General features: G+C 48.0%; 16 protein-coding genes. 4 read left to right on the forward strand and 12 right to left on the reverse strand.

From position 1 onward, the window contains the following. Nucleotides 1–86: 86 nt before the first annotated feature. A complete protein-coding gene (locus LZU85_RS05275; RefSeq protein WP_237286572.1) occupies nucleotides 87–2,177 on the reverse strand; it encodes a sensor domain-containing diguanylate cyclase in 2,091 nt (696 codons plus the stop codon). 367 nt (nucleotides 2,178–2,544) lie between these two features. Here LZU85_RS05275 and LZU85_RS05280 point away from each other — a divergent pair, with 367 nt between their 5' ends. Next, the gene (locus LZU85_RS05280) at nucleotides 2,545–3,240 is read left to right on the forward strand and encodes a pirin family protein (protein ID WP_237286573.1); all 696 of its coding nucleotides are present in this window, start codon (nucleotides 2,545–2,547) and stop codon (nucleotides 3,238–3,240) included. 149 nt (nucleotides 3,241–3,389) lie between these two features. Then, on the forward strand, nucleotides 3,390–5,432 hold the full coding sequence (locus LZU85_RS05285; RefSeq protein WP_237286574.1) for a PhoX family protein: 2,043 nt from the start codon (nucleotides 3,390–3,392) through the stop codon (nucleotides 5,430–5,432). A 102-nt stretch (nucleotides 5,433–5,534) separates the two neighbouring features. Here the strand turns inward: LZU85_RS05285 and LZU85_RS05290 are convergent, their stop codons facing one another. The 9 genes from LZU85_RS05290 to pyk all read right to left on the reverse strand — a co-directional run bounded on the left by LZU85_RS05290 (nucleotide 5,535) and on the right by pyk (nucleotide 14,457). Beyond that, the gene (locus LZU85_RS05290; RefSeq protein ID WP_237286575.1) at nucleotides 5,535–6,056 is read right to left on the reverse strand and encodes a hypothetical protein; all 522 of its coding nucleotides are present in this window, start codon (nucleotides 6,054–6,056) and stop codon (nucleotides 5,535–5,537) included. A gap of 17 nt (nucleotides 6,057–6,073) precedes the next feature. Further along, a complete protein-coding gene (locus LZU85_RS05295; RefSeq protein WP_237286576.1) occupies nucleotides 6,074–6,586 on the reverse strand; it encodes a copper chaperone PCu(A)C in 513 nt (170 codons plus the stop codon). Beyond that, nucleotides 6,583–7,215, reverse strand: coding sequence for an SCO family protein (locus tag LZU85_RS05300; RefSeq protein WP_176299589.1), 633 nt, complete (start codon nucleotides 7,213–7,215; stop codon nucleotides 6,583–6,585). Before LZU85_RS05300 ends, LZU85_RS05295 begins: the two co-directional genes overlap by 4 nt. Continuing rightward, a complete protein-coding gene (cyoE, locus tag LZU85_RS05305) occupies nucleotides 7,212–8,129 on the reverse strand; it encodes a heme o synthase (RefSeq protein ID WP_237286577.1) in 918 nt (305 codons plus the stop codon). Before cyoE ends, LZU85_RS05300 begins: the two co-directional genes overlap by 4 nt. 12 nt (nucleotides 8,130–8,141) lie before the next feature. After that, entirely contained in the window at nucleotides 8,142–8,474 is a 333-nt protein-coding gene (cyoD, locus tag LZU85_RS05310; RefSeq protein WP_176299591.1) for a cytochrome o ubiquinol oxidase subunit IV, read from the reverse strand. Beyond that, nucleotides 8,474–9,088, reverse strand: coding sequence for a cytochrome o ubiquinol oxidase subunit III (gene cyoC, locus LZU85_RS05315; protein WP_419795959.1), 615 nt, complete (start codon nucleotides 9,086–9,088; stop codon nucleotides 8,474–8,476). Before cyoC ends, cyoD begins: the two co-directional genes overlap by 1 nt. Nucleotides 9,089–9,090: 2 nt before the next feature. Further along, nucleotides 9,091–11,118 carry a cytochrome o ubiquinol oxidase subunit I gene (gene cyoB, locus LZU85_RS05320; RefSeq protein WP_237286715.1) on the reverse strand — a complete coding sequence of 676 codons (2,028 nt, stop codon included), beginning with the start codon at nucleotides 11,116–11,118 and terminating at the stop codon, nucleotides 9,091–9,093. Between the two features lie 28 nt (nucleotides 11,119–11,146). Further along, the gene (cyoA, locus tag LZU85_RS05325) at nucleotides 11,147–12,031 is read right to left on the reverse strand and encodes a ubiquinol oxidase subunit II (protein ID WP_237286580.1); all 885 of its coding nucleotides are present in this window, start codon (nucleotides 12,029–12,031) and stop codon (nucleotides 11,147–11,149) included. 977 nt (nucleotides 12,032–13,008) lie between these two features. After that, nucleotides 13,009–14,457 (reverse strand): pyruvate kinase, encoded by a 1,449-nt coding sequence (gene pyk, locus LZU85_RS05330; protein WP_237286581.1) that lies wholly within the window; start codon nucleotides 14,455–14,457, stop codon nucleotides 13,009–13,011. Nucleotides 14,458–14,724: 267 nt separating this feature from the next. Between pyk and mlc the strand changes: the two genes are divergently transcribed. Further along, nucleotides 14,725–15,942 carry a sugar metabolism global transcriptional regulator Mlc gene (gene mlc, locus LZU85_RS05335; RefSeq protein ID WP_176297760.1) on the forward strand — a complete coding sequence of 406 codons (1,218 nt, stop codon included), beginning with the start codon at nucleotides 14,725–14,727 and terminating at the stop codon, nucleotides 15,940–15,942. A gap of 182 nt (nucleotides 15,943–16,124) precedes the next feature. Then, nucleotides 16,125–17,066, forward strand: coding sequence for a chemotaxis protein CheV (locus LZU85_RS05340; protein WP_176297759.1), 942 nt, complete (start codon nucleotides 16,125–16,127; stop codon nucleotides 17,064–17,066). An 80-nt stretch (nucleotides 17,067–17,146) separates the two neighbouring features. Here the strand turns inward: LZU85_RS05340 and LZU85_RS05345 are convergent, their stop codons facing one another. Both LZU85_RS05345 and LZU85_RS05350 read right to left on the reverse strand, forming a co-directional pair. Next, nucleotides 17,147–20,221: an error-prone DNA polymerase gene (locus tag LZU85_RS05345; RefSeq protein ID WP_237286582.1), complete on the reverse strand. Its 3,075-nt coding sequence runs from the start codon at nucleotides 20,219–20,221 to the stop codon at nucleotides 17,147–17,149. Nucleotides 20,222–20,227: 6 nt separating this feature from the next. Then, on the reverse strand, nucleotides 20,228–21,625 hold the full coding sequence (locus LZU85_RS05350) for a Y-family DNA polymerase (RefSeq protein ID WP_237286583.1): 1,398 nt from the start codon (nucleotides 21,623–21,625) through the stop codon (nucleotides 20,228–20,230). Between the last annotated feature and the right edge of the window lie 2 nt (nucleotides 21,626–21,627).

Here is a 21,627-nt window from a genome sequence, read left to right on the forward strand (position 1 = left end):
GATTGGCGGCGACTCTCGCTTGTATTCTTCCGTTCCCATGTTGGGTGCGTGAAGTGGCGACAAAAGCCAGCCAATAAAGCCTTGCCCTATTGCTCACAATAAACCACGAGCTGATGCTTACCATTGGCTTTTGCTTGATAAAGTGCTTGATCGGCAAGGCTAAAAAAGCCGTCGGTACTTAGGTCTGGAGTGGGAACGACACACGCTGCACCAATCGAAACCGAAACATGGTTAAAACGTTGCGCAGTTTGTTGATCAAACGCCTCGATAAGATGAGATAACCGCCGCAACTGTGCTTGTTGATCTAAGCCACACATAATCACAGCAAACTCATCGCCACCAAGTCGGGTGACGCGGTCGGTTGGCTCGTTAAACACATCACGCAATAAATCCGCAAACAGCCTGAGCAGTTCGTCACCCACTTGGTGGCCGAGTTGATCATTAACCAGTTTAAAGCCATCCAAATCCATCACGGCAAGGGTGATTTTTTGCAGAGCTTGGTAGGTATGCCAATATTCTTGAATGAACTCTTCATAAGCACGCCGATTGTAAAGCTGAGTTAAGCTGTCAGTCCGAGCCATTTGTGACAACTTATGATTGACGCTTTGCAGCTCCTTGGTGCGTTCGCTAATCCGCTCTTCAAGCGTTTTGTTTAATTTTTCCAACTTTTCTTGTCCGCGTAATCTGGCCAACATTTCCCCAAAGTTACGAGTAAATAATTGAATCAGTTCACGCTGATGTGAGGTGAGTAAACGTTGCCGGAGCAAATTGTCGGCGCAAATGAAAGCGATCAGCTGCTCATCGACGGATAATGCGATGGCCGCATTCCAACCGTAACCCACCATTTTTAGGTCATGCCAAAGAGGGACATCATCGAGGATCACCAAGGTATTGGGTTTGGCAGAGGCCTGCGTAAATAGAGGGGAATCAGGGTAAGGCATCGAAAAGTAGCTTTCGTCGCGGATCACTCCGTCCGTGTCCACACCATAAGTTCCTTGCAACATGCCAGGGTCAGAATCGCTTGTCACAAAAATCCCAATCCGATCAATATCGAGCTTAGAGACGGAGAATTCGACTGCCTGTTGGCAAATCTCCAGTGTATTTCTTGCCTGAGACATAAGCTGAAGTGCTTGGCTGATTTTACGCACTCGGCTGTTGTGGTGGATTTCAACCAAAATTCGTGACACGGTTTTCGCAAACACTTCCAATGCTTCTTGGATATCAAAGTCAAACGGCGTTTGGGTGAGCAAATTGTCGATGGCGAACCAGCCAAGAGGCTCCTGAGATTCGTTTCTCAGTACCACCATGGCATTCCAGCCATGCCCAACAGGTTGGTCTCGATGGTAAAGCGTGATGTCTGATACCAAATAAAACCAGTTGTCCGGCTTGCTTAAAACACTCAAGAAACGTGGGTCAAGTTGAATGTACGGGTAATGATCTTGCGATTCATCTCGATACTGGCCTTGGTCATCGGTACCGAAGACGCCGTGATATCGGCCCGCTTTATGATCAATCAAAAAGCCGCCGACGCGATCCAAGCCCAACTCCTCTCGCAGCAACATGACACTTTGCTTGAGCAAATCAAATTCGTTACGGGTCGAGGTCAACTCAGCAACACCCAGCGCCACATTGCTCATGGCTTGATGACGACGGGTTTGAGTTTTTAGCTTATTGAGGACCAGACCATACTGGTTATCGACGTCTCGTCGTTTCTCTGCGGCGGCTAATTTAATGCATTGGGTTAGCCAGAATTGTTGTAGAACCGTGCCGAGCATATGCCATTGCTCTGAGTGGGCTTGAAAATACTGCTCATCCTCTAGCAGTAAAATAAGGACGGTCGAGTTTTCTTCCTCATAGGAAAGGCGGCAGACTAACGCGCCCCGCTGGTTGTCCAATAAAGCTGGGGGAATCGGCACAAATCCGGAGTCTCTTCTGATGGTAGAAAGCCATTGCCACCAAGGACCATCATGCTGATCAGCTAAGTCAGTTTCCGTCAAAAAAACACCCTCATGCAAGGCACAAAGCGTCAGTGTGGTAGGTTGGCAGATCTGCACACCTTCTACGGGCAGCAATGCCTTTAAATGCTGGCATAAGAGTTGGAATATGTCGTATTGGCTTATTACGACATGTTCAAGTTGCAGTAATGAAGCGGCCGTTTGAGCCAATTTCTTCGGCATGTTAGTCAGTGACCCATCAGTAATAAACAATCATTAGGAGCAGACATATGTGGTCTACTGTAAAGGTAGTCTATTGGCTCAAAGATGACACACAATTGGTGCTAACCCTTCTTTCGCTTAACTCTTACTAAGGGGGAGAAATGAGTGACGTTACTTTAGGTCAGCGATAACGAAGTGGCACTTGTACCATCTCATTCGAAATAACTGAACGTCTTCATCGCTAAACCCTCGTTATCGCCCAAACCTTTTACTTCTAAACTGTTTTCAATACTTGAGCCAGCCAGTGTTTACACACACCAATATCAAAAATTAATGGGTATGTTCGGCTGGCCACTCATCAATGCTCATGGTGTTAAGGGGAGAGATTATGATCAGCGTAAGGCGAGCAGAAGAACGTGGACGCGCCAACTTTGGCTGGCTCGACAGCCAACACACTTTTTCATTCGGCAGTTACTATGACCCGCAGCATATGGGATTTTCTGCGCTGCGTGTGATTAACGATGACACGGTGATCCCTGGCGCGGGGTTTGATACCCATGGTCATCGCGACATGGAGATCATCAGCTATGTGCTCAGCGGAAGCATTGCGCACAAAGACAGCGAAGGCAACGTGCAAACGCTCCCAGCGGGAGAGTTCCAATTGATGTCGGCAGGTCGAGGTATTTACCACAGCGAATTTAATCCATCGAAAACCGAAGCGCTGCGTTTCTTGCAAATTTGGATTCAACCAAACCGTATGGGTGGCCAACCCAATTATCAGCAGAAAGATTTTGGACATGAGTTAGGGCTAACGCCTGTCGCTACGCCAGATGGAAAAAACGGTACGCTGCAGATCCAACAAGATGCGACGCTCTCACAGTTGATTTTAGCGCCGGGCGCATCTCAGAGCTTAGTTGTTGCGCCGACGCGCAAAGTGTACGTGCATCACATCAGCGGCACGCTGATGCTCGACAGCATCACGCTGAATCCGGGAGATGGGGCAAAAGTAAGTGATGTGTCCTCCCTTGAACTGCGAAATATCAGCAGCGATCCTGTTACCGCTCTGGTGTTTGATTTGCCTTAATAGGCAGCACAATGCGATACCGCTGACCGGTGGTGTCGCTGTTTTGGGTATAGGGAAATAAAAGCTTCATCAAGAACAACCTGTTTTGTCATTTTTTTCACCTATCTTGGGTCGCGCTCAACATTCATAAACCTAAGAGATAAAACAGCATGAGTAAGGAAACCTTCGACGCGACCCGTTACAACAAAAGTAAAAACAAGCCTTTTGAAGATGTACTGGAAGCGAGTTTATCCCGCCGCAACATTTTAAAAGGTGGATTGGGTATCAGTGCGATGACAGCATTTGGTGCTTTCGGTTTGGCTGGTTGCAACAGCACCGCAAGTAACGGCACGAGTGCGGGTGCGGGCTCTGCATCTCAATCGAGAGCAATTCTAAATTTTGACTCTATTGCCGGGTCACTCACCGATGCTGTGAGTGTGCCTAATGGCTACAAAGCACAAGTGTTGGTGCCATGGGGTACACCTTTAAATGGCAATGCCAGTGCGTGGCAAGCGAATGGCAGCAACACAGCCGACGACCAACTCAATGCATTAGGCATGCACCATGATGGCATGCATTTCTTCCCTATCAATGGCAATCCAAACGATGGTTTGCTGTGCGTGAACCACGAGTACATTGATCAAATGGCGCTGCACCCAGCAGGCCCGACTTCGGCCAATGGCCTACGCACCGTCGTGGATGAGGTGCGCAAAGAGATCAACGCTCACGGTGTCTCTGTGGTCCGCATTCAACTCGACAACGATCTGTGGAAAATGGTCGACAGTGATCCATTGAATCGCCGTTATACCGGTGCAACGGTCATGGACATCTCAGGCCCAATGGCTTTTTCCTCTCACCTTGTTACCCGTTTTTCACCCGATGGCAGTCAGGCGCGCGGCACACTGAACAACTGCGGCAACGGTTATACCCCTTGGGGCACGTACCTTACGTGTGAAGAAAACTGGCCGGGCTATTTCATTCACACGGGAACGCAAACCGAAGATCAAAAGCGCATTGGCATTGATGGATCCGGTACCACTCGTTATGCGTGGGAAACGTTGGCAGGTCATGCCGAGGAGCGTTTAGACGAGTTCACCCGATTCAACTTGTTGCCAACGGGCGCCTCTGCGCAAGATGATTATCGTAATGAAGCCAATGGTCACGGCTATATTGTGGAAATTGACCCTTACACGGCCAATTCACGTGCGAAAAAACGCACGGCACTAGGCCGTTTTCGCCATGAAGGGTGTACCTTTGGTAAGCTTGTTGCGGGCAAACCAGTGGTGTTTTATTCCGGCCACGATTCTCGTTTTGAATACCTCTACAAGTTTGAATCAAAAGCATTGTGGGATGCGAACGACGCCAACCCAAGCCACCGTTTAGCGACGGGTGACAAGTACATGGACGAAGGCACCTTGTATGTCGCGCGTTTTAATGAAGATGGCAGTGGCTCGTGGTTGCCACTCACTTTAAGCAGTGTGACCACCTCTGGCGGTACTTTGGCCGATCATTTTTCAACGCTGGCTGACATTATCTTAAACACCGCGGGTGCGGCAGATCTGGTTGGTGCAACGCCAATGGATCGACCTGAGTGGTGCACGGTAGACCCATTTACGGGTACGGTATACCTCACGCTGACCAACAACAGCAAACGTACCGAAGCGAACCCAGCCAACCCACGCCTAAACAACAAGTTTGGTCATGTGATCCGTTGGGATGAAGGGGCGAGCGCTACCGAGTTTAGCTGGGATATCTTTGTCTTCGGCTCACCAGCGAACGGTGATGCAGAGACAAATCGTTCTGGCTTAACCGATTTGAACCAGTTCGCCAGCCCTGATGGATTGGCGTTTGACGGCCGCGGGATCTTGTGGATTCAAACGGATAACGGTGCGGGTGAAGTGACCAGTTACACCAACGATCAAATGTTGGCGGTGGTGCCTTCACGCATGGTGGATGAAACGGGCGCGCAAACCCAAGTCAATGCGTCTAACCAAGCGCAGTTGAAACGCTTCTTTGTTGGACCGAATGGTTGTGAAGTGACCGGCTTTGCCATCAGCCCAGATTACAAATCGCTGTTTGTGAATATCCAGCACCCTAGCAATTGGCCATACAGCGACAATGCTGCCGAAGAAACGCCAGCAGGTATGACAGTGCGCCCGCGCGCAGCGACGGTGGTGATTCGTCGCGAAGACGGTGGTGAGATCGCGCTCTAGTGCGATGACGCTGCTCAGCGTTCAATGAATGTAGTCAGCGCTTTTAAGTAACACGGATAAACCTCACCTTTGCGGTGAGGTTTGTCTGCCGTTCTCTGAGCCTTAAGGCTGGTTGATCGTGTATCGTGTGGTGACGAGGCAAATAGCGGGTTTTTGATCGGTCAAAAATGCTTGCTTGCCCGAGATGCGCTTAGCACTCAACACCATGGTTTCTTGACTCAGTTTCCCTTGAAAATCCCATTTACTGAACGCTTCGTGCCGAGCATCCGCACAGTTGGTTTGCAGCACATAGCTTTCGGTGACCGTCGCTTGGCAGTGGCCCAATCTATTCGACACACCGTGAAACGTCACGTGACTAGCGCGGTCGCGGTAATCAGTGACGGCGATGGCACTAAATAGCTCGTTCTCGCTGATCTGGGTTGATTGCTCCAACATACGATGAGGGTTGAGCTTTAAGCTATTGGAGGCCAGTTCAATCAGCAGGGACTCACAGGGCAGAGTGTATTGTTGCGCTATGCTATCCATGGAAGTGATTGGGCGAGGTACCTCTTCTGCGCTGAGCGAGAATGCCATGAGCAAGGCCGCTGCAGAGATGAAGACAGAACGGTGGGTTGGCTTAGTCATTTTCACACTCCAAGATCTTAGTGGTGCGGCTTCATCTCAACCACGGCAAACTCAACCGTGTGAAGGGTGCCGTTTTGTTCCATCAGCTGAACCGAAATGATGTCACCTTCCACCAATCGCTGGTTTAGGTGAGTTAACATCAAGTGAAACCCATCAGGCGCGAACTCAAATCGACCGTTGGCAGGCACCACAACTTGCTCCACTTTTCGCATCGCCATGCGGTTGTCGCGCAGAAACATGCGATGCAGTTCAGTGTGTTTTGCCGCATCGGTCGAGACACCGGTAATCACAATCTCTTGGTCCGAAGTGTTGATCAGCGTGAGATAGCCAGAGCTGACTTTGATCCCCGGAATCGTGGCTTGCACTCGCGCATCAACCACCGATAGCTGTTCGGTAAGTGGCTTAACTTCGCCTTTGCCAATGAAATGTGGCTCTGCATGAAGGGAAAAGGTGGCGTAGAAATGGCGCAGAACAAATCCAAGTGCCATAACCAAGGCCAGACCTAAACCGAAGGTGACGTAACGGTTCATAAGTTTTCCTTCATCAGTTGTGCATACTGTTCAATGGTTCGAGTGATGCGAGCTGCCAGCTCGGTCGGTGTGGTGCTGTGGCTCATTGAGTCAACCAGTTGTCCGTTAGGCGCAATGATGTAAAAGCGTGACATATGGTCAACCGTGTAATCTAACACCGACTTCTCCATATCGACCAAACTGTAGTAAACCCCATAGTTTGACGTCAGTTGGTCAATCTCTTCTTTGGTGCCTGTTAAGCCCAAAATACGTGGGTCGAAGTATTGAGTAAATTCATGCAGCGACGTCACATCATCTCGGCTTGGATCCACACTGATGAAAAATCCTTGTACGCCTTTGCCAACCGATTCTGGGAGCATCTTAAATGCTACCGACATGACACCAACCGACGATGGGCAGACTTCAGAACAGTTCAAGAAACCAAAGTAGAGGACAACCACTTGTCCTTGGTAATCTGCCAAGTTGATGTCGCCAAGCTCGCTTTGCAACTGAAAGTTACCGCCCAGTTCACTAAACTGTTTTGGGCGTTCGCCAATCGGTATGGTGGTATTATCAACGTACAACGCAATAACGATACCGATCGCCAGTGCGCCAGCGAGCAGAACCATTTTTACCGGGTTCATGTTCATGAAAGTCCCTCACTCAGCCATTGTGCATGGGTACTTGCATGGTCAGGGCTCGTCATCGGCATGTGGGTGAAATCGACAGAGATCAATACACAAAACAGCATGATGCATACAATAGAGAGCAGCATCAGTTGTTTGCCCCATTGCTCCGTCGGCATTTTTTCAAAACCCACTTTCGCAATGTACAACCAGTACAAACTGACCAAACCCATCCCCAGTGCAAACCAACTGCCCGCGTAACCGTGGTAGCTCAGTGCCCAACACGCCACGGCAAAGGCAACAATGTAACCAATGATGTGTGAACGCGCTTTGGCGAGGCCTTCTTGGATAGGCAGAACCGGAATGTTGGCGGCTTTGTAGTCGTTGAATCGATAGATCGCGATCGCGTAGGAGTGCGGGATCTGCCAAATGCAGAAGGTGACAAAGAGAATCGCCCCACCAACGTCAAGCTGATGGGTAACGGCAAAGTAACCCATCACCGGTGGGCATGCGCCCGAAAGTCCGCCGATTAACGTGCCGTGAACCGATTGACGCTTGTAGTAGAGGCTGTAGAAACCCACGTAAACTACAAAGCCAAGCACCCCAAAGGCGAATGCGATCTGAGAGGTAAACAAGTACAGGGTAGTGAAACCTGCCACCCCTAGCGTAAACGCAAACAGCAATGCATGGGAAATCGGCACCAGCTTCTGCACCAACTCACGGTTGCAGGTGCGCTGCATGACGGCATCGATATCCTTATCAATGAAATTGTTAAAGACACAGCCTGAGGCGACGATGAGCGACGTGCCCGCGCAAACGGCTAAGAAAAGCAACCAATCAATCTGGCCTTGGGAGGCCAGAAAGAATCCGCCGGCAGCGGCAACGAGGTTGCCGCGAATAATACCGGGTTTGGTGAGTCGTAAATAGTGCTTGAACATGGTGGTTTCCACTTAGTGCCCCATCAGCATGTTGTGATTTAAGTGCTGCATAATCCACAACGAGCCAACGAGCACGATGGCCACAATGACCACGGTAAACACTGCGGTGATGATGTTCCACGCTTGCTCAGATGAGGTGTTCATGTGTAGGAAAAACACCAGTTGAACCAAGATCTGTGCAACCGCACAGATTAAAATCACCACCACTTTCGCTGTCGGGGAACCGATGTCTGCCATGATCATGGCAAACGGAATCATCGTCAGCACGACAGAGTAGATAAGGCCCAGAACGTATTCTTTTACGCTGCCGTGCGCTTGACCGCCATGAGTATGTTCAGAAGACATTACATTACCCCCATCAAGTAAACGACGCTAAAGACACAGATCCAGATGATATCGAGGAAGTGCCAGAACAAACTAAGCAGTGCAAGGCGCGTTTTGTTTGCGGTGGTAAAACCGTCACGCTTGAAGTGGACAAACAGCAACAGCATCCAAATCAAACCGGCAAACACGTGCAAACCATGCGTTGCGACCAATGCATAGAAAGAAGACCAGTAGGCACTGGAATCAAACGTCGCACCGGCTTGGCTGAAGTGATAGAACTCGTAGAGTTCCATGAGCAAGAAGCCAAGACCGAGGGCAAAAGTGATCCACAGCCACTTAAACATCCCTTTCATGTCTTTGTTGTGTTCTTTCAGCATCGCCATGCCGAAAGTGAAACTGCTGAGTAGTAGCAGGGCAGTACCACCTGCAACAAACCACAGGTTGAACAGTACGCTGGGTTCAATGATCCCAGCAAAGCTGTTCGAGTAGACCGCAAAAACAGCGAACAGAGTACCGAACAACAAGCAGTCGCTCAGGATATAAACCCAAAAGCCAAAGATGTCGTCGCCGGCGGTGTCATGATGATCGTGATCATCATGATGGTCATGAATGTGAGTATTGGTGTTCATTTTTATCCTCAAGCCTCTACCGTTTGTGCAGAGCTTTTCGGCTCGGTGTGAGCGTTGAAATGCGGGTGATCGTGTTGAACGCGCGCGAGGTACGGCCCTTCAATCGCTTCGATTTCATCGATTTGTACGTAGTAGTCTTTGTTGCGCTCGAAACTATAAGCTATCCACGCGCCAATCATTCCAACAAAGCCAAGGCCAACCATCCACCAGATGTGCCAGACAAAAGCAAAACCAAACACCAGCGAAAAGGCACTGATGACCACACCAGCCCAAGTGTTCTTCGGCATGTGGATCTTCTTGTAACGCTCTGGCTTTTGGTAAGCCAAACCGTGCTCTTTGCGGTATTGATGCTCGTCGCGGTCATGGATAGTCGGCAGTGTCGCGAAGTTATAGAACGCTGGTGGTGAAGAGGTTGCCCACTCCAGCGTACGGCCATTCCATGGGTCACCTGTGGTGTCCATGTTCTCTTTGCGGTCACGGATACTCACGAAGATCTGCCAAGCTTGCGCCGCCACACCCAAGGCGATAATCCCGACACCCACAGCGGCAATCCAAAGCAAAGGAGCCCATTCAGGGTTATCAACGGTGGCGAGACGACGTGTCATACCGTTGAAGCCAAGTACGTAAACGGGCATGAAGGCAACGAAGAAACCCACGGTCCAAAGAACGCAAGAGATCTTGCCCCACTTCTCGTTCAGCTTGAAGCCAGTGGCTTTCGGGAACCAATACGTGAAGCCTGCGAAATAGCCGAACAAGGCACCACCGATGATCACATTGTGGAAGTGCGCGATAACGAACAAACTGTTGTGCAACACAAAGTTTGCCGCGGGTACCGCCAACATAACGCCCGTCATACCACCGATGGTAAAGGTGATCAGGAAAGCACAGGTCCACCACATGCTGGCGGTGAACTCAACACGGCCGCGGTACATGGTAAAGAGCCAGTTAAATATCTTCACCCCAGTGGGTATCGAGATGATCATGGTGGCGATGCCAAAGAAAGCATTCACACTGGCCCCGGCCCCCATGGTAAAGAAGTGGTGTAGCCATACGATGAACGAAAGCACCATGATGGTCGCTGTTGCCCAAACGAACGATGTGTAACCAAACAGACGCTTACGCGAGAAGGTTGCAACGACCTCTGAGAAGATGCCAAAGGCAGGAAGTATCAAGATGTAGACTTCTGGGTGGCCCCAAGCCCAAATCAAGTTCACGTACATCATGACGTTGCCGCCCATGTCGCTCGTGAAGAAATGAGTGCCGATATAACGATCCAGCGTGAGCAGCGTCAGGGTGACGGTCAAAATAGGGAAAGCAACCACAATCAGCGCGTTTGAACACAACGCTGTCCAAGTGAATGCAGGCATTTGCATCAGCGTCATCCCCGGCGCTCGCATACGCAGAATGGTGACGACGAAGTTGACACCCGTCAGTAGCGTACCGATACCGGAGATCTGCAGTGCCCAGAGCCAGTAGTCAACCCCGACCCAAGGGCTATATTGCATCCCAGATAATGGCGGATAGGCGAGCCACCCCGTTGCCGCGAATTCACCGACAAACAGCGAGATGTTGATCAGCAGCGCGCCAACCACAAACAGCCAAAAACTCAACGAGTTGAGGAACGGGAAAGCAACGTCACGCGCGCCGATTTGCAGTGGCACAATCACGTTCATCAAACCGACCACAAATGGCATCGCGACAAAGAAGATCATAATCACGCCGTGGGCGGTAAAGATCTGGTCGTAGTGCTCCGGCGGCAAATAGCCAGCCCCCAGCGTATCCAACGCTTGCTGGGATCGCATCAGCACGGCATCGGAGAAGCCACGGAACATCATCACCAGAGCGACGATGATGTACATGATACCGATCTTCTTGTGGTCAACCGAAGTAAACCACTCGTTCCACAGGTAGGCCCATTTCTTCTTGTAGGTAATAAAACCCATCAGAGCCAGACCACCGAGTGTTGCGGCGATCATCACCGGCAAAATGACCGGATCGTAGTAGGGAATCACATCCCAATTTAATTTACCGAAAATTGGATCCGGCTCGGCATGCACATCGCCTTTATAAGCCATTTTGGACTCCTGAATGTTTCTCAATAATGTCTTTGAATTGCAACGGATCGACCGTCGAGTAGTAGGTCACTGGATGCGGTGCGCGGATTTGATCTTTCTCGTTCTCTACCAAGATTTGGTAGCTCGCATCGTTCAGAACTTGCTCGGAACTTCTTACTTGCTCGATCCATTGCTCGAACTCTGCATCGTCAACCACGTGCGCTTTGAAGTGCATGTTTGAGAAGCCGAAACCGCTGTAGTTTGCCGACAAACCACGGTAAACACCTTCTTCAGATGCAAGCAGATTCAAACGGTTCTCCATGCCAGCCATCGCGTAGATTTGGCTACCCAATTGAGGAATGAAGAAAGAGTTCATGGTGGTATCTGAGGTCACAAGGAACTCGATGGGTCGGTCAACCGGAAAGGCCAGCTCATTGACTGTGGCGACTTGTTGTTCGGGATAGATGAACAACCATTTCCAGTTCATTGCCACCACTTGAACGGTCAGCGGTTCCTTATCGGATTTCAGTTCTTGCCTAGGGTCTAGGGAGAATGAGGTGAGATAAGTGACATAACCGAGTGCCAAGATGATGAGGCAAGGAACGGCCCAAACGATGATTTCAATCTTCGTTGAGTGTTCCCAATTTGGCTTATACTCTGCGTTGGTGTTCGATTTTCGGTACTTATAGGGAAAGTAGACCGACATAAAAAGAACTGGCACGATGATAATGGCCATCAGCAGTACGGAAATGATGATCAAATCCTTTTGTGCTTCTCCAATTGGCCCTTTAGGATCGAATAACACCATATTGGTGCTAAACACTAAACCAATCATGCTCAGGACCGCGACGGTAAGCACTATCAATGTAACCTTGACGTTACATCCTATTTTCATTGTTCCTCCCAAGAAACCGTAGACTCTTACATAAATCCAAAGACAAAGTTAAAAAGTAAGTTGAATGTTTTTTGAACGGATATTACGTAGGAATTGTTGTTAAAATTTTGCAAATTAACAATTTATCAACCCAATTGTTACGCATTATTTGTTTTTGTAACATTGTGTTTTGTAATGAAATAATAAAATTATTTCCTCGTTGTTTTGGATGTGAATTTAAAATGCTATGGATTAAATACGCAAGTATTTATCTGGGAAAATGACATTTAATTATTTTTTCTTTGTTTCTAAATTTTACATTGAATTTTATTTCTAGACATTTGTCGATATAAGTGTTTGTTTTGTTTGTTTAAATTATTATGGATGGCTATTATTTAAATTGTATTGTCCACTTTGATAAAGTGGTTATTAATATATCCATTATTAATCTGTGGATATTTGTTGTTTAATTTTAATACTTTTGTCATTTTATTTTTGTGGGTATTTTTGGTGAGAGATAATATCCACAATTTTGAGGGTGTTTTATTTGTTGTTTAATGATTTGTGACTTTTGTATATTTGCTTTCGGAGTGGATATAAAACTACTGGAATATAGTTAGTATGGTAAATGAGCAAATATTGAGGTGTTTTGGGAAACTATTGTGGGATTAACGTCTTGGTATATGAATTTTTTGGTTACGATATATCCCTCCTACTTGAAGCTGCAGCGGTGTTGGCTACGGTCGTTCACCCCAATCACATAGTCTGTCTATGTTCATGGGGATGACCTCACTTGCCGCCTACCTGCAACTCCAAGTAGTTTGGGTATAGTGTGTTGAGGTTTTTAGAGCTGACGGGGCTCTCGCTAGTGATCAAGGTCGAGGTTTTGCATGGGTATTGACGCAGAGAGCGTTAAAAGCAGCCTCCATTGACTGCTTCTAACGCGCTCTGATACGACCGATCACCTTATGCGTTTCTAAGGTCCACCTAAAAAGTCGTTATTCGAACACGGGTAGGATCCGCATGCAGTTGGTCGAGCCCTCCACATCCATGATGTCGCCTTGAGTAATGATGACGAGATCACCAAAATCGAGCAGGTTTTTCTTTCTTAATGTGCTCAGTGCTGCCACTGCCACATCAAAGCCGGTTTCCACTTTAGTATCAAAATGAACAGGGGTGACACCTCGATAGAGAGCACAACGGTTCAGAGTGCGTTCATTGGGCGAGAGCGCAAAAATCGGCAGTGTTGAGTTGAGTCTTGACGTCATTAACGCTGTTCGGCCCGATTCAGTCAGCGTGACCATGGCCTTGACGCCTTGCATATGGTTGGCGGCGTAAATGGTCGACATCGCAATGGTTTCTTCTGCCGTGACAAAGGATTTGTCAATGCGGTAGTTCTGGCTGCCAGGCTCCCACATTTTTTCCGCCCCCATACACACTTCCGCCATCGAACGAACCGTCTCAACCGGGTATTTCCCAGCCGCCGTTTCTCCAGAAAGCATCACAGCGTCAGTGCCATCCAGTACTGCGTTGGCAACGTCCATGACTTCCGCTCGAGTCGGCATTGGGTTTTCAATCATCGACTCCATCATTTGCGTGGCCGTGATCACCACGCGATTGAGCTCTTTTGCCCGCTTGATGAGTTTTTTCTGCACACCAATTAACTCAGGATCGCCAATTTCCACCCCGAGATCACCACGCGCCACCATGATGACATCAGACGCCATAATGATGTCGTCGATGTTCTCGTCATTGCGCACGGTTTCGGCGCGTTCGACTTTAGCCACCAGCTTGGCTTCGAGTCCTGCGTCTCGTGCCAGTCTGCGCGCATAATCCATGTCCGCGCCATTGCGCGGGAAGGAGATGGCGAGGTAGTCAACTTTGATTTCTGCCGCAAGCAAAATGTCGTTCTTGTCTTTTTCAGTCAGTGCATCGGCAGAAAGGCCACCGCCTTTTTTATTGATCCCTTTATTGTTAGATAAAGGGCCACCCACAATCACGCGGGTGTTGACTTTATTGCCATCAACAGTCAGGACTTGCAATTGCACGCGGCCGTCGTCCAGCAACAAAATATCTTCCGGGCCTACGTCTTGCGGTAAGGCCTTGTAATCCAAACCAACGGAGTGTTGATTACCTTCTCCTTTAGGTAAGTCGCTATCAAGGGTAAAGAGGTCTCCAACAGAGAGAAAGATCTTACCTTCTTTGAAAGTCGAAACACGAATTTTGGGACCTTGTAAATCACCAAGGAGTGCCACTTGGCGTCCCAGCTTGGCGGCAATTGCGCGTACTTTTTCTGCTCGTTTCTTATGGTCTTCCGGGGTGCCATGAGAGAAATTCATTCTTACTACATTGGCGCCCACACGAATGATCTCTTCCAACACATTATCTTTGTCAGTCGAAGGGCCTAAAGTAGTGACAATTTTTGTTCTTCTGAGTGAGTGACTCATCGCTTCTCCTGCAATAAACGGGTTATGAATTGTTATACAGAAAAGCGTGGTTGCTTTGCTGTTGACTTTCCACAAAAAATAGAAATTTTTTCTAAAAAATTAAGTTTCTGCGGGCGGGATTCATAACGGATTAAATGACGGATATTTGATTCGATACACAAACATTCATGTTTATACGTGATTCGGGTCACGGGGATTTATCAATTCACTTCACAATTACTTCGCAAAGTAAAAAAATTATCTGGTTATAAAATGTTGGAGTGCAAGATGTACATGGCTCAACCGGGCCATATTGATCATATCAAACAGGTCAATGCTGGTCGTGTATATAAACTTATTGACCTTAAAGGTCCTATCTCTCGAATCGATTTGTCCAAAGAAAGTGAATTGGCACCGGCGAGTATTACCAAAATTACTCGTGAGCTCATTGAGGCACATTTGATTCATGAGACTACGGTCCAAGAAGCGATCAGTCGGGGCAGACCTGCGGTTGGCTTGCAGGTGAATAATGCCGGTTGGCAATTTCTTTCGATGCGTCTTGGTCGCGGTTATCTCACCATCGCACTCCACGAACTGGGTGGTGAGGTTTTGATTGACACCAAGATCGATATCCATGAACGAGATCAAGACGATGTTTTGGCTCGCCTGCTCCACGAAATTGAAGAATTTTTTCAAACTTATTCAGATCAGCTCGACCGTGTTACCAGTATCGCCATCACTTTACCTGGGTTGGTGAATTCGGAGCAGGGCATTGTATTGCAAATGCCGCACTATAATGTGGAGAATTTGGCGCTCGGCCCTGAGATTTACAAAGCGACTGGTTTGCCTGTTTTCGTTGCCAACGATACGCGCGCGTGGGCGCTGGCGGAAAAGTTGTTTGGTCACTCTCAAGAAAATGAAAACTCGGTGCTGATTTCTATCCACCACGGTTTGGGGGCTGGCATTATTCTTGATGGGCGAGTGCTACAAGGTCGCCATGGCAACATCGGCGAGTTGGGGCACATTCAAATCGATCCTCAAGGTAAGCGATGCCATTGCGGAAACCTCGGTTGTTTAGAAACGGTGGCGAGCTCAAAGGCGATCCGTGAAGAGGTGATGGAGCGCATCGAAGCTGGCGAAGCGTCAATTCTCGCAGAACTTGAAGACGTGACCATCGAAAGCATTTGTGAAGCCGCGGCGAATGGCGATCCTTTAGCGGTGGATGTGATTGAAAAACTCGGTCGTTATCTCGGTTCTGCCATTGCGATTGTGATCAACCTGTTTAACCCTGAGAAGGTGTTGATCGGTGGCGTGATTAACCAAGCGAAAGAGGTATTATACCCAGCTATTCGTCAGTGCATCCAAGAGCAGAGCTTACCGGTTTACCATCAAGATTTGGAAGTCGTGGAGTCTCGCTTCTATAAACAGGCCACCATGCCAGGTGCGGCGCTGATTAAGCAAGCCCTCTATGACGGCTTACTGTTGATGAAAGTGGTGGAAGGTTAATCACAACAGAATGAAAACCTGGCGATGTGCCAGGTTTTTTGATTTTAGCGCATTGAAATCAGTGACCTGTCTATCTCAATTCATGTCCATCAATTGATCTCTGTTTTTCATTCATGTAGTTTTGCCCCCAGTTATGTTTTTTAGGCTATTTTTAATAGAGCTTTAACCCATTAGGATGTTGTATGTCTGGAGTTTTAAATACTGTAGACCAGCGAACCAATTTGGTTGGTGAAAACCGTCTGGAACTTTTGCTGTTTAGTTTAAATAGCCGTCAGTTATTTGCGATCAATGTGTTCAAAGTGAGAGAGGTACTCAAAGTGCCGCCTCTGACAAAGTTACCAGGCGCACATGCAAACATCCGAGGCGTGGCTTCCTTACGTGGTGAGCCAGTGCCGGTGATTGATTTACGTCGTTCGATAGGCTTTCCAGCTTCTCGTCTAGAAAACCAAGAAGAGAACCTGATTATCACCGAGTATAACCGCACGATTCAGGGCTTTTTGGTTGGCCAAGTGCGTAATATTATCAATACTGCTTGGACGGAAATTCAGCCGCCACCGAAAACCTCAGGTCGCAGTAATTATTTAACCGCGATTACCCACGTGAAAGAGGGCAAAGAAACGAAGATCGTTGAGATCATCGATGTAGAAAAAGTACTGGCTGAAATCATCAACTATGATGTGACGATTTCTGACGGTATTTTAGACACGAAACTCTCGGATGAGATGGTGGGGCGCAAAGTGTTGGTGGTGGATGATTCTTCAACTGCTCGCAACCAAATCCGCGATACATTATCGCAATTGGGCTTGCATATCATTGAATGTCGTGATGGTTTGGAAGCGTTGAATCTTCTTAAATCTTGGTGTGATGAAGGTAAGGATCTCAATAAAGAGCTCTTGTTGATGATTACAGATGCGGAAATGCCAGAAATGGATGGCTATAAGTTGACGCATGAAATAAGAAATGATCCACGCATGTCTAAACTCTTTATTACACTCAATACGTCGCTCAGCGGCAGTTTTAATGAAGCCATGGTGCAAAAAGTGGGTTGTGACCGTTTCATTTCAAAATTCCAACCCGATTTACTGGTTCAAGTGACGCAGGACAGACTAAGAGAGATTATTTAGTCTTGAGAGAGTTTTAGAATGAAAGGAGTGAGTTATCACTCCTTTTTCTTTTTTTGTGATTCTATTTTGAGCGGTCTGCTTTAATGAAAATCACGTGATTTTGTTTTGAGCTCTGCTAAATGTTCTGTCAGGTCAATAAGCCGACCGGCAATGACATGCGTTACTTCTCCTTCACGCTCCAAAATGCCTTTGACCATTAACAATTTTGCGGTGAGGTAGGCTTGTTTTTGTGCTCTTGCGGTTGCCTGCCAAACGACCACATTGGTGTTGCCTGTATCATCTTCAAGAGTAAAAAATGTAACCCCAGCCGCGGTACCCGGTGACTGTTTTCCCGTCACTAAACCCACCACAGTGACTAAAGAACGATGTGGCAAGGTCGGCAGTTGATTGGCTCGGCTAAAGCGCGTTAAGACACCCGCTTGTTCGAGCATCGTAATAGGATGCAGCCCCAAAGAGAGGCCCGTAGAAGAAAAGTCCTCTAAGAGATCTTGATAAGGATTGGGCGCAGCTAAAGGTGCAGAAGATGAAGAAGTTTGCTGGTGGAACAGGGGTAACGCATCAAGATTGTCCATGACTTGCCAGCGAGCATGATAACGGTTGTTAGCCATTTGGTGGAATGCATTAGCAGAAGCAAGGTGCTGAATATCTTTGGCTTGATTCACGATCTGTTTGACTTCGCTGATGCTATGAAAACCATTTGAGGGGCGGTGCTGCAGCAAACGTTGTATACCTTCTTGGCTTAAACCTTTGATGAGATTTAACCCCAAGCGAATGGCGAGTTGCCCTGAGGGAAGGGGAGTCAACTGGTGTTCTGCCTGCGATTGATTAACGCAAATCGGTAGAATGTGGATACCGTGTCGCTTGGCGTCTTGCACGAGTTGTGAGGGACTGTAGAACCCCATCGGTTGACTATTGAGTAGTGCGGTATAAAACTCGGCGGGGTAATAATGTTTCAGCCAAGCAGAACAATAGGCTAAAACTGCGAAAGAAGCAGAGTGGCTTTCTGGAAAACCATACTCGCCAAAGCCACAAATTTGTTCAAAGATGCGCTCTGCAAAGTCTAACTCATAGCCTCTTTCCAACATGCCATTGATTAACTTTGTTTTGAACTTGAAGACGTGCCCGTTTTTTTTCCATGCCGCCATTGCGCGTCGCAGTTGATCCGCTTCTCCGCCACTAAACCCTGCCGCAACCATCGCCAGTTTGATCACTTGCTCTTGGAAAATCGGCACTCCGAGCGTTCTTGCTAGAACTTCTCTCACCTCTTCTGAGGGGTAAGAGATCGCCTCTTCACCATCTCGACGCTTTAAAAATGGATGCACCATGTCACCTTGAATCGGCCCTGGGCGAACGATGGCGATTTGTATCACCAAATCGTAATAACAAGCGGGTTTTAATCGTGGCAGCATGCTCATTTGTGCGCGAGATTCGATCTGGAAGACGCCAATGGTATCGGCTTTTTGGATCATGCGATAAACCTGCTCGTCATCTTGTTGACGCGTGATGTCTGCGATAGCAAGAGAACGCTTGTGATGTTGCCAAATGGAGGTAAAACATTTGCGAATGGCGGTGAGCATTCCTAATGAAAGGACATCGACTTTCAGCAATTTTAAGCTTTCCAAATCATCCTTATCCCACTGAATGATCGTACGTTCCGCCATGGCCGCATTTTCTACCGGCACCAGTTCGTATAACGGGCCAGAGGAAATGACAAAGCCCCCAACGTGTTGTGACAAGTGACGTGGGAATCCGATAATTTCATTGACCAATTCGATAAACTGTTGGCCTTTGAGTGAATCGGCTTCCAGCCCTAGTTCGACGATTTGCGCTTGCCAGTCTAACTCTCTATCTCGACGGTTAATGTTTTTGAGGAAAAAATCGAGTTGTGTTTCCTCCAGCCCTAACGCTTTACCGACTTGTCGTACCGCACTTTTAAAACGGTAAGAGATTACGGTTGCAGCAAGAGCGGCTCGTTGACGACCGTATTTCTGATAAATATATTGAATGACTTCTTCACGTCGTTCGTGCTCAAAATCCACGTCAATATCGGGTGGTTCATCGCGTTCTTTGCTTATAAAACGCTCAAAGAGAACCGCAATTTGCCGTGGATCGACAGAGGTGATTTGCAAGCAGTAGCAAACGACCGAGTTGGCGGCCGATCCCCGACCTTGATAAAGAATGCCTCGGCTTTTGGCAAACATCACAATGTCGTGAATGGTAAGAAAGAAGAAAGGGTAGCCTTGCTCCTTAATCAAGCGCAGCTCTTTTTGGATAGTCTGCTCAATCGCTTCAGGAACGCCTTCAGGAAACCGCTGCTTTTTCCCTTGTTCAACGAGGTGCTGCAAATAGGAATCTGGCGTGAAGCCATTTGGGATCAGTTCACTGGGGTATTCGTATTGCAATGAGGCCAACTCAAATGTGCATTGCTGAGCAATGGTGAGACTCTCTGCAAGCCATTGGGCTTTGAAAAGTTTGCGTAGCTTACTCTCGGAGCGCAGTGACTGTTCAGCATTGACCAGCCGATGTGGCCCTAGTTGTTCAACAGTACAACCGTGGCGAATCGCCGTTACAGTGTGTTGTAAAGGTAAACGTTCAGGTCGGTGCATCAAAACTCCGCCACAAGCGGTGATAGGGAGATCAAGCTGTGTGGCTAGTTGCTGGCAATGATGTTGATAAATGGCATCGTCATGGCGTAAGTGACGCTGTAGCCCTAACCAAAGCCGCGATGCGTGGTAGCGCTGTAGCCATTTCCCCCACTGATAATCACACGCTTTGCCCAGAGGTAGCCACAGCACAAAGCAATGCTTTAGTGAAAGGATGTCCCATTCGGACAGTTGGTATTGGCCCTTTTCACAACGCCGACGCGCGTTGGTGATGACGCGGCACAGTTCGGCATAAGCTTGGCGATTGGGGCAGAGTAACACAAAGCGACATTCGTCGTTGAGATGGAAAAGGCTGCCGACAACTTGCTTAATATTGAGTTTGTGTTGTTTGATGGCACTGTGTGCCCGAACGATCCCAGCTAAAGAGCACTCGTCGGTAATGGCAATGGCATGGTAGCCCAGAAAGTGGGCTTGCAGCACCAACTCTTCTGGGTGTGAGGCTCCAGTTAGAAAAGAAAAATTGCTTTGGCAAAATAATTCAGCGTAATACATCACAACTCAACTAAATAGACCGTGTAAAAACCAATGTTTGCTTTGATCTCGAAATACCCAGAGCCATTGGCCTTGTTGAGTTCTGGCAATAAAGTAATCGCGCATAACACTTTCTCCATCCCACCAACCACTGACAATACGCTCTGGGCCATGAATCAGCGAAACATCCTGCTGCAAAGGCTCAGGTGAGGGTAATAATAGGCTTGGTCGTAAGCGATCGTAGTCGATCTCTGTGGTCATTTGCCCATTTAAGGCAGGTTGATAGCTTGTGGCCTTTTCTGGTCTGGGATCATGGTTAAGAGCCAGCGTTGAAACGGCTTGCTTACCGAGTTTCGCTTGGAGTACGGAGCAAAGCTCAAGCCTAGTTAGCTTGCCACTTTGGTGAGAAAAAAGATCATCGGGCTGACTTTGCTGCTCACCATCTCGAATAACAGCAAGGCCAAGGCGAGTCACGGCCGATTGCAACACAAGGGACTCCAAGGTGAGAGCCGATAAGGTTTGCCACTTTTGCCAGCGATACTCGCCTTGTGCAGAATGGATGGCAATGGTGTCCTGTCGATCATCACGTTGATACAACGTAAGAGCAAGTTCAAACGCGACACGATCGCGCATAGTGAGATAGTGTTCTAAGTGCTGAAAGAGCTTACTCAGGGGTTTTTCGAGCCATTGAACATTCTCCAATTCATACAACAGTTCGAACTCTTGTTTGAACAGCGAAGGAGGGTGATAAAAATCCACTGGATGTTTAAACTGCCCTGTGATTTTTCCCATATAGTTGACCAGATCGATATCAAATCGGCGAGCCACTTCTGGCAAAGGTAGAACGAGCAACTCTCCTAGGGTATGAATGCCCAAGCGCTGAAGTTTTTCAATGGTGGCCGGTTTGATTTCACTGCAAGTTAACGCACGCTGTTGTAATAGGGTTGAGATACGGCTTTTGTCTTCAGTAATCAATGTGAGTCCTGCTTTAGCAAGCATTTTAGCCGCTAACGGCGAATAACCACACGCAGCATAGTATCGCAGGTGTCTCACATTGAGTTGCTTGGCCAAAGCATGCCAATAATGGTCAAGCCCATCGTATAACAGCAGCATTTGACTGGCTCTTATCAGTAGTCCACTTGGCGGATCTAACACAATATCGGCGGTGATCAAGTAGAGCCATTGAGCAATTTCTTTTAATTTGTTTTGTTCTAATGTCGAATCATGGGCCACGACGTGCAAATCGGCGCAAAGTGCCGCTGCATTGGCGAGGCCCATATGCAATTTTATCCCAGCAGCATAAGCCAGACTATTCGCTTGGGTTACTTGATGTGACAGAGGATCAAGCACAACAATGGGTTGCTCGTCATCCATGAACGAATCAAGTTGAATCGAAGGAAAATGCAAATAGAGCCATAACGTCATGA

Origin of the sequence: Vibrio floridensis (genome assembly GCF_021852965.1) — a bacterium.
Taxonomy (GTDB): Bacteria; Pseudomonadota; Gammaproteobacteria; order Enterobacterales; family Vibrionaceae; genus Vibrio; species Vibrio floridensis.

Bases quoted from the DNA above. Each gene is read 5' to 3' on its own strand.
- LZU85_RS05275 (WP_237286572.1), bottom strand. From the start codon at position 2,177: ATGCCGAAGAAATTGGCTCAAACGGCCGCTTCATTACTGCAACTTGAA.
- LZU85_RS05280 (WP_237286573.1), top strand. From the start codon at position 2,545: ATGATCAGCGTAAGGCGAGCAGAAGAACGTGGACGCGCCAACTTTGGC.
- LZU85_RS05285 (WP_237286574.1), top strand. From the start codon at position 3,390: ATGAGTAAGGAAACCTTCGACGCGACCCGTTACAACAAAAGTAAAAAC.
- LZU85_RS05290 (WP_237286575.1), bottom strand. From the start codon at position 6,056: ATGACTAAGCCAACCCACCGTTCTGTCTTCATCTCTGCAGCGGCCTTG.
- LZU85_RS05295 (WP_237286576.1), bottom strand. From the start codon at position 6,586: ATGAACCGTTACGTCACCTTCGGTTTAGGTCTGGCCTTGGTTATGGCA.
- LZU85_RS05300 (WP_176299589.1), bottom strand. From the start codon at position 7,215: ATGAACATGAACCCGGTAAAAATGGTTCTGCTCGCTGGCGCACTGGCG.
- cyoE (WP_237286577.1), bottom strand. From the start codon at position 8,129: ATGTTCAAGCACTATTTACGACTCACCAAACCCGGTATTATTCGCGGC.
- cyoD (WP_176299591.1), bottom strand. From the start codon at position 8,474: ATGTCTTCTGAACATACTCATGGCGGTCAAGCGCACGGCAGCGTAAAA.
- cyoA (WP_237286580.1), bottom strand. From the start codon at position 12,031: ATGAAAATAGGATGTAACGTCAAGGTTACATTGATAGTGCTTACCGTC.
- pyk (WP_237286581.1), bottom strand. From the start codon at position 14,457: ATGAGTCACTCACTCAGAAGAACAAAAATTGTCACTACTTTAGGCCCT.
- mlc (WP_176297760.1), top strand. From the start codon at position 14,725: ATGTACATGGCTCAACCGGGCCATATTGATCATATCAAACAGGTCAAT.
- LZU85_RS05340 (WP_176297759.1), top strand. From the start codon at position 16,125: ATGTCTGGAGTTTTAAATACTGTAGACCAGCGAACCAATTTGGTTGGT.
- LZU85_RS05345 (WP_237286582.1), bottom strand. From the start codon at position 20,221: ATGTATTACGCTGAATTATTTTGCCAAAGCAATTTTTCTTTTCTAACT.
- LZU85_RS05350 (WP_237286583.1), bottom strand. From the start codon at position 21,625: ATGACGTTATGGCTCTATTTGCATTTTCCTTCGATTCAACTTGATTCG.